This is a genomic window from Streptomyces sp. NPDC054975, assembly GCF_053609105.1.
Genome location: NZ_JBSGWV010000092.1, coordinates 1 through 9,150, shown reverse-complemented (window position 1 = coordinate 9,150; position 9,150 = coordinate 1). Strand labels below are relative to the sequence as shown.

Here is a 9,150-nt window from a genome sequence, read left to right as displayed (position 1 = left end):
TGGTCCAGCACCGCACGCCCCGTCGCCAGTGTCCAGGCCACGTCCACGGGGTTTGTGGCGGTGGTCTCGGCGTACTCCAGCAGTCGGCCCGCCTGAGCCTCAAGCGCTGCCGGCGTCTTGGCCGACAGCACCCACGGCACCACCGGCACCGGGACCACCGGAGCCACTGGGTCAGAGGCCGGAGCCACGGTCTCCTCCGCGACCTCCTCGATGATCACGTGGGCGTTGGTGCCGCTGACGCCGAACGCCGATATGCCGGCTCGGCGTATGCCGCCGCTCCCGGGCCAGGGCCTGGCCTCCGTCAGAAGCTCGACGTCGCCCGACTCCCACTCCACGAAGGGCGTCGGCTCGTCGACGTGCAGCGTCTTCGGCAGCATGCCGTGCCGCATCGCCTGCACCATCTTGATCACACCGCCGACACCGGCGGCGGCGACGGAGTGCCCGATGTTCGACTTCAGCGAGCCCAAGTACAGCGGACGGCCCTCGGGCCGCCCCTGGCCATACGTCGCCAGCAACGCCTGCGCCTCGATCGGGTCACCCAGCCGGGTGCCGGTGCCGTGGGCCTCGACGACGTCCACGTCGGCCACGGTCAGCCGCGCGTTGGCCAGGGCCTGGCGGATGACACGCTCCTGGGAGGGGCCGTTCGGCGCGGTGAGGCCGTTCGAGGCGCCGTCCTGGTTCACCGCCGATCCGCGTACGACGGCCAGGACCTTGTGACCGTTCTTGCGGGCGTCCGACAACCGCTCCAGCAGAACGAGGCCGACACCCTCCGACCAGCTCGTTCCGTCGGCGCCGGCCGCGAAGGACTTGCAGCGGCCGTCGGCGGCGAGTCCACGCTGCCGCGCGAAGTCGACCAGGCCGGACGGCGACCCGGACACGGTCACACCGCCCGCCAGGGCCAGCGTCGACTCGCCCTGCCGGATCGACTGTACGGCCAGGTGCATGGCCACCAGCGACGACGAGCAGGCCGTGTCGATCGACACCGCCGGTCCCTCGAACCCGAACGAGTAGGAGACCCGGCCCGAGGCGACGCTGCCGAGCTTGCTGGTCATGAGGTAGCCCTCGAACTCCTCGGGGCCGTCGAGCCCGAGATAGCTCTGCTCCACGACGCCCGCGAAGACGCCCGTACGGCTGCCCCTCAAGGAGTCGGGGTCGATACCCGCGTTCTCCAAGGTCTCCCACGCCGTCTCCAGCAGGAGCCGCTGCTGCGGGTCCATCGCGAGCGCCTCGCGCGGCGAGATCCCGAAGAAGCCCGCGTCGAAGAGGTCGGCGCCGTCGAGGAACCCGGCCTCGCGGCTGTACGACGTACCGGGCTTGTCGGGGTCCGGGTCGTACAGCTTCTCGACGTCCCAACCACGGTTGGTGGGCAGTTCCGTGATGGCGTCGACCTCGTCGACGACGAGCTGCCACAGACCCTCGGGCGAGGAAACCCCGCCCGGGAACCGGCAGGCCATGCCGACGATCGCGACCGGTTCCTCCTTGCCGGCCTCAAGTTCCGTGACACGCTGACGCGCTTTCTGCAGATCGGCGGTCACCCTCTTGAGGTACTCGAGCATCTTCTCTTCATTGGGAGTGGACATGCGGAGCCTCAGTTCTCCTTGGAGGGTCGAGAGTCGAGATGGGTGCGTCGCCGCGTGATGAGGGTGATCACTGGGAGGTACCGAATTCCGAGTCGATGAGGGCGAAGATCTCGTCCGCGGTCGCCGACGCGATCCTGCTTTCCGCGTTGTCCGCGCCCTCCGCTGCCGTTGTCGCTGCGCGACCCGCCTCCTGCGTCTCCTGGACCTTCGCCAGGAGCGTCTGCAGGCGTACGGCGATGGCAGCGTGGTCCAGGTCGCCCCACGAAGGTGCGGAGAGCCCGGTGACCACGGCCTCCAGCTGCGCCAGCTCCGCGAGGACCGGCTGCTGGGCCACCTCGTCGGGCACGACACGCTTCAGTACGTAGTCGGCGAGGGCGGCCGGTGTCGGGTGGTCGAAGACGAGCGTGGCCGGCAGCCGGGTCCCCGCCATCGCGTTGAGGCGGTTGCGGAGTTCGACGGCGGTGAGGGAGTCGAAGCCGAGCTCCTGGAACGCCCGGTCCGGCTCGATCGCCCCACTGTCGGCGTGCCCGAGGACGAACGCCACCTCCGTGCGGACCGCTTCCAGCACGTGGGCCTGGCGCTCCTCGTCGGAGAGACCGGCCAGCCGCTGCACCAGCGCGGCCGGGGCACCGGCACCGATACCGCCGGTGCCGGACTGCGCCGCGTGCCGGCGGCGCCCCCCGGTGCCTGCGACGAGCCCGCGCAGCAGCTCGGGCGTACGGCTCCGACCGCGTACCGCCGCCAGGTCCAGCGGCACGGCCACCACCGCCGTGCGCCGGGCGCCGAGAGCGGCCTCGAACAGGACCGTACCGTCAGCCTCTGACACCGGACGGAAACCGTCGGCCGCAGTCGCGTGCGTGCTGTCGGTGCCGTCGATGTCGTCGGTGCTGCTGCCGGTGCTGTCCCACGGGCCCCAGGCGATGGAGGTTGCGGGCAGGCCCTGCGCGGCGCGTTGTCCGGCCAGGGCTTCCATGTACCCGTTGGCGAGGGCGTAGCTGGAGCCGTCGGCGCTGCCGCCGTCGGCGATGGCGTCGGCGAGGGTGGAGAGGAGGACGAATTCGGAGACCGTGGTGCTCTCGCGGGTGAGCTCGTGGAGGTGGCGCGCTGCTTCGAGCTGTTGCTGTCCCTGCTGCTCGTGCTGCTCCTGCATGTCCTGGTGGATGACGGCGGTGAGGGGGTGGTTGGTGGGGATGGCGTCGAGTGCGGTGGCGAGGGCTTCGGGGTCGGTGGTGTCGACGGCGGCGATGGTGACGTGGGTGGCGCCGAGGGCGGTGAGTTCGTCGCGGAGTTGGGTGGCGCCGGGGGCGTCGGGGCCGCTGCGGCTGGTGAGGAGGAGGTGCTTGGCGTCGTGGTGGGTGACGAGGTGGCGGGCGAAGAAGGCGCCTACGGGACTGGTGCCGCCGGTGATGAGGACGGTTCCGTCGGCGTCGGCCCTCCAGGAGGCAGTCGTGCGGGTGGCGGATCCCGTCTCGGGCTTGCGCTCTGTGAGGCGCTGCAGGCGGGGGACGAAGACCTTCCCCTCGCGGATGGCGGCCTGACCCTCCTGTCCGTCGGTCAGCCCGAACAGCGCCTGCAGTGAGGCGGCGTCGTCGTCGAGGTCCGCGAGGACGAATCGGTCGGGGTTTGCCGACTGGGCCGAGCGCAGGAGTCCCCATACGACGCTGCCTGCGAGGTCTGTGACGGCGGTGTCGGTGTGGGGGGCGGATGTGGCGCCGTTGGTGAGTACGAGCAGCCGGGTCCGAGCCAGGCGCTCGTCCGCCAGCCACTCCTGCACCAGGGCCTGAGTGCGCTGGATCCGGGACGCGAGGTCCGCGTCGCTTGCGGACGGGATCCAGGGGAGCAGAACGGCGTCGAGTTCGGTGCCCGTTTCGATGGCCTTGGCGACGGCTTCGACGTCCGCGTAGTGCTCGGCGCGTGCGTAGGCGGCCTGCTGGGGGGCGTCGTCGTAGCTCAGGACACCCCAGGTGGGCGGCTTGGCCGGCTGCGGCAGAACGGTCGGGAGCCATCGGACCTCGAACAGGTCGAGGGCTGCGCTGCCCGAAGCGCTCGCGGCGAACTCCTCCACGGGGGTGGGCTGGTAGGTGAGGGAATCGATGGTCAGGACGGGCTGGCCGGCCTGGTCGGTGAGCAGGACGGAGAAGGTGGTCTCCGTGGTGTCTGTGGTGCCCCTGGTGTCGGCTCCGATGGGGGTGATGTGGGCTTGTACGGCTGTGGCGCCGGTGGCGTGCAGGCGTACGCCCTGCCAGGAGGCTGCGACCCAGACGGATCCCTCCTGTTCGGTGAGTTCGAGTTCGGCTAGCGCCGCTTCCAACAGTGTCGGATGCAGGCCGAACCGCTCGGCGTCGGCCGCATGGCCCTGCGCCAGAGTGATCAACTGCGATGCATTCCCCGTGACTTCGTCCGGAGTGGTCCAGGCAGTATCAGCCGTGTCACCCAAGCTGATGTGGCCCTGGGCGTGGAGGGTCCACGGGGCGTCGGTCGTGTCGTCGGGTCGGGCGTGGACGGTGAGGGAGCGGCGGTTCGTCGCGTCGGGGGCGCCGACGCGGACCTGGAGTTGGACGCCGCCGTGGGCCGGGATGGTGAGGGGCGCCGCGAGCACGAGTTCGTCGAGCACCGTCGCGTCCACCTCGTCACCGGCCCGGATCGCCAGTTCCACCAGTGCCGCGCCGGAGAGGACCGCCGTGCCGTCGACGGCGTGGTCGGTCAGCCAGGGGTGGGTGTGGAGGGAGAGATGGCTGGTGAAGAGGGTTTCGTCGGACCCTGCCAGGGTGGCGGTGGCTCCGAGGAGGGGGTGGCCGGTGTCGGTCAGTCCGAGGCCGGTCGCGTCGGTTGTGGTGTGGGTCGATTCGAGCCAGTAGCGCTCGTGCTGGAAGGCGTAGGTGGGGATGTCAGCGTGCCTGGCGCCGGATCGGGCCAGGTAGGTCTGCCAGTCCACGGGGGTGTTTCCCTGGGTGTGGAGCTGGGCGAGGGTCGCGACGAGTGTGTCCGGTTCCGGGCGGTCGCGCCGCAGGAGCGGCACGGTCGTGGCCTGGTCGGTGGTGTTCTGGACCATGGCGGAGAGGACTCCGTCGGGTCCGGCTTCGACGATGGTCGTGGCGCCGAGACCCGTTAGGGCCGTCGTGGCGTCGGAGAAGCGGACGGCTCCTCGGACCTGGTCGGTCCAGTACAGGGCGGTGCGGAGGTCGTGGCCTTCCGCGAGCTGGCCGGTGAGCGTCGACACCACGGATATGTGGGGTTCGTTGTAGGTGAGTTGGGCTGCGATGGTGTGGAACTCGTCGAGCATCGGGTCGATGTGGGGGGAGTGGAAGGCGTGGGAGACGGTGAGGCGCTTTGTCTTCCGGCCCTGCTGTTCCATCGTGGCAGCGATGTTCTGGACGGCGTCCTCGTCGCCGGAAATGACTACGGACGTGGGGCTGTTGATGGCCGCGATTGCCACCCGCTCGGTCAGGAGAGCGGTGATCTCGTCTTCGGTTGCTTCCACGGCGGTCATGGCTCCGCCCGTAGGCAGGGCCTGCATGAGCCGGGCCCTGGCCGTGACCAGTTGCGCTGCGTCGCTCAGGTTCAGGATGCCGGCGACGTGGGCGGCGGTCAGTTCGCCGATGGAGTGGCCGGCCACCAGGTCGGCCGTGATGCCCCAGGAGGAGACGAGGCGGTAGAGGGCGACTTCAGTGGCGAAGAGCGCGGGCTGCGTCCAGCCGGTGTCGTCCAGCCCTGCGCCTGAGGCGATGACGTCGCGCAGAGGCCGGTCCAGATGCGCGTCGAGCGCGGCTGTGACCTCGTCGAAGGCGGCGGCGTAGGCGGGGAAGGCTTCGTAGAGTTCCAGGCCCATGTTGATCCGCTGGGCGCCCTGGCCGGTGAAGACGAACGCTGTCTTTCCGCCCGTCCGGGCGCCCCGGACTACGCCGGGGCCGGTCTGGCCGCTGGCGAGCGCCCGCAGGCCGGTGAGGAGCTGGTCGCGGTCCCGGCCGGTGATCACGGCGCGGTGGTCCAGCACCGCGCGCCCCGTCGCCAGCGTCCAGGCCACGTCCACCGGGTCGGAGGCGGTGGTCTCGGCGTACTCCAGCAGTCGGCCCGCCTGAGCCTCAAGCGCTGCCGGCGTCTTGGCCGACAGCACCCACGGCACCACCGGAGGGACGGTCGGAGCCGTGTTCGTGGCCTCCTCGGGGATTTCCTCCGGCTCTTCGATGATCACGTGGGCGTTGGTGCCGCTGATGCCGAAGGAGGAGATGCCCGCGCGTCGGACGCGGCCGTCGGCCTGCCATGCGCGGGAATCGGTGAGCAGCTCGACCTCGCCTGCGGACCAGTCGACGTGTCCCGTCGGCTCGTCCACGTGCAGGGTCTTCGGCAGCATGCCGTGCCGCATCGCCTGCACCATCTTGATGATGCTTCCGACGCCTGCGGCTGCCTGGGTGTGGCCGATGTTGGACTTCAGCGAGCCCAGGTACAGGGGCCGCTCGTCCGGTCGCTCCTGGCCGTACGTCGCCAGCAGCGCCTGTGCCTCGATCGGGTCACCCAGGCGGGTGCCGGTGCCGTGGGCTTCGACGGCGTCCACGTCAGCTGCGCTCAGGCCGGAGTTGGCCAGGGCCTGGCGGATGACACGCTCCTGGGAGGGGCCGTTCGGGGCGGTGAGGCCGTTGGAGGCGCCGTCCTGGTTCACCGCCGATCCGCGTACGACGGCCAGGACCTTGTGACCGTGCTTCCGGGCGTCGGAGAGGCGCTCCACCAGGAGCAGGCCGACTCCTTCCGACCAGCCGGTGCCGTCGGCGCCGGCCGCGAACGGCTTGCACCGACCGTCCGGAGCCAGGCCGCGCTGCCGCGAGAACTCCACGAAGGAGAGCGGCGTCGACATGACGGTCACACCGCCTGCGAGCGCGAGGTCGCACTCGCCGCTGCGGAGCGCGTTCGCCGCCATGTGGAGAGCGACCAGGGAGGACGAGCAGGCTGTGTCGACCGTGACGGCCGGGCCTTCGAGGCCGAAGGTGTAGGACAGGCGGCCCGAGGCCACACTGCCCGCGTTTCCGCTGGCCAGGAAGCCTTCGAGCTCCTGGGGGATGGACTGCACGCGCGAGCCGTAGTCGTGGTACATCACGCCCGTGAACACGCCCGTGCGGCTGCCACGCAGAGCGGACGGAAGTACCCCTGCGTTCTCGAACGTCTCCCATGCGGTTTCGAGCAGGAGTCGCTGCTGCGGGTCGGTCGCGGTCGCCTCGCGCGGCGACATCCCGAAGAACTCCGGGTCGAACTGGTCGGCGTCGTGCAGGAAACCGCCCTCACGCGCGTACGACGTGCCGACCCGCTCGGGGTCCGGATCGTAGATGCCTTCCAGGTCCCATCCGCGGTTGGTCGGGAACTCGGTGATGGCGTCGGTGCCTTCGGCGACGAGCCGCCACAGGTCTTCCGGCGATGCCACCCCGCCGGGGTAGCGGCACGCCATGCCGACGATGGCGATCGGTTCGTCGGTCGACGTCGTCTTCGTTTCGACGATCGCCTTGGCCGTCGCCGTGCCGGCGATTTCCTGGCCGAGGTGGCCGGCGAGTGCGGCGGGTGTGGGGTAGTCGAAGACGAGGGTGGTGGGCAGGCGGAGGCCGGTGGAGGTGTTGAGCTGGTTGCGGAGTTCGACGGCGGTGAGGGAGTCGAAGCCGAGTTCCTGGAAGGCCCGGTCGGCGTCGATGGCGGTGTGATCGGCGTGGCCGAGGACCGATGCCACGTGCGTGCGTACGAGGTCTACGAGCGCCTTCTCCCGCTCCGTGGTGGACAGTCCTGCCAGCCGGTCTGCCGGCGACGAGCCACCGTCCGTACCGGTACCGGCAGCGGTTCCGGCGCGGCGAGGCGCTACGGGCACCAGGCCCCGGAACAGAGGCAGCGGGCCTCCGGCCTGGGCGCGCAGGGCTGCGGTGTCGATGCCGGTTGCGGCGAGTACCGCGTCGCCCGTGGTGTGTGCGGCGTCGAACAGCTCCATGGCGTGGGTGGAGCTGAGCGGGCGCAGGCCTGCGCGTGCCATGCGCTTGAGGTCGACGTCTGCCAGTCCGCCGGTGATGTCGCTGGTCTCTTCCCACAGGCCCCATGCGAGGGAGGTGGCGGGGAGGCCTTGGGCGCGGCGGTGTTGGGCGAGGGCGTCGAGGAAGGTGTTGCCGGCCGCGTAGTTCGCCTGGCCTGCCGTGCCGAGGAGGCCGGCGAGAGAGGAGTAGAGGACGAAGGCGGAGAGGTCGTGCTCGCGGGTGAGGTCGTGCAGGTTCCACGCCGCGTCGACCTTTGCCTGGAGTACCCGCTCCAGGTGCTCTGGCGTGAGGGAGGTGAGGAGGGCGTCATGGAGGACACCCGCGGTGTGGATGACGGCGGTCAGCGGGCGGTCTGCGGGTATCTCCCGCACGACCCGGCCGAGCGCCTCGCGGTCTGCGGCGTCGCAGGCGACGACGTCCACGTTGGCGGCGCCCAGTGCGGTGAGTTCGTCGCGGAGTTCGGTTGCGCCGGGGGCGTCGGGGCCTCGTCGGCTGAGGAGCAGGAGATGGCGTGCGCCGTGTTCGGTGACCAGGTGACGTGCGAGTACGCGGCCGAGTGCGCCGGTCGCTCCGGTGATCAGGACGGTGCCTTCGGCCCAGCGCGGCTGCTCGCTCACCGGGTCGGTGGTGCTCTGGAGCGCTCGGGTGAGGCGGGGTACGCGCAGTTCACCTGACCGGACCGCGAGCTGCGGCTCGCCGGAGGCGAGGGCGGCCGCGACCCAGCGCGGCAGCGCGTCCGCGTCGGTGCGGTCGGTGGTGTCGGTGTCGGTGTCGAGGAGGGTGATGCGGTCGGGGTGTTCGGTCTGGGCGGCGCGCAGCAGGCCCCATACGCCCGCGTGGGCCAGGTCTGTTACGTCTTCGTCGGCGCCGGCTGCAACGGCGCCTGCTGTCACGACGACCAGCCGGGAGTCGGCGAACCGTTCCTCCGCCAACCAGCCCTGCACCAACTCCAAGAGTTCACGCAAGGCCGCGTGGGCCGCGACAGGTACCTCACCAGGCACCGACCCCGACACCGACTTCGACTCCAACTTCGACTTCGACACGAGCGGGACCACGACGGCGGGCGGAACGGCCGTCCCGGCATTTATCGCCGCGACCAGACTCCTCAGGTCCGAGTACGCCTGGCCCCCCAGCGACAGGCCGTCGCCCAGTACTGCCCAGTCGAAACCTTCGACAGGGTTGGCCGGCTCCGGAATGCTGGACCACCCCACCCGGTACAGGCCGTCACGGGCGCCAGCACCAGCTGTGCGGAGAGCGTCCTTGGACAAGGGCCGGTAGGCCATGGATGCGACGGTGGCGACCGGTGCGCCGGTGGCATCGGCGAGGTCCAGGGCCACCGATTCGGGGCCCGTCTGGATCAGGCGTACGCGCAGCATCGAGGCGCCCACCGCGTGCACGCTCACGCCCGACCACGTGAACGGCAGAGCAGCGTCCCTGCTCTCGTCCACGACACCCGGCAGAAGTGCGTGCAAGGCGGAGTCGAGCAGCACGGGGTGGAGGCTGAAGACGCCCGCCTCGGTGCGCTGTTCGTCGGCGAGGGCGACTTCGGCGAAGAGTTCGCCCTCGTTCGT

2 protein-coding genes are annotated in these 9,150 nt (G+C 70.7%); both read right to left on the bottom strand.

All coding sequences use genetic code 11. The features are described 5' to 3' along the window. Positions 1-1,580, bottom strand: a 1,580-nt coding sequence (locus ACWF79_RS34420; RefSeq protein ID WP_453732116.1) for a type I polyketide synthase, incomplete at its 3' end; no start/stop codon positions are given. Between the two features lie 67 nt (positions 1,581-1,647). After that, positions 1,648-9,150 (bottom strand): SDR family NAD(P)-dependent oxidoreductase (locus tag ACWF79_RS34415; RefSeq protein WP_453732115.1); only part of this gene is annotated, 7,503 nt, incomplete at its 5' end.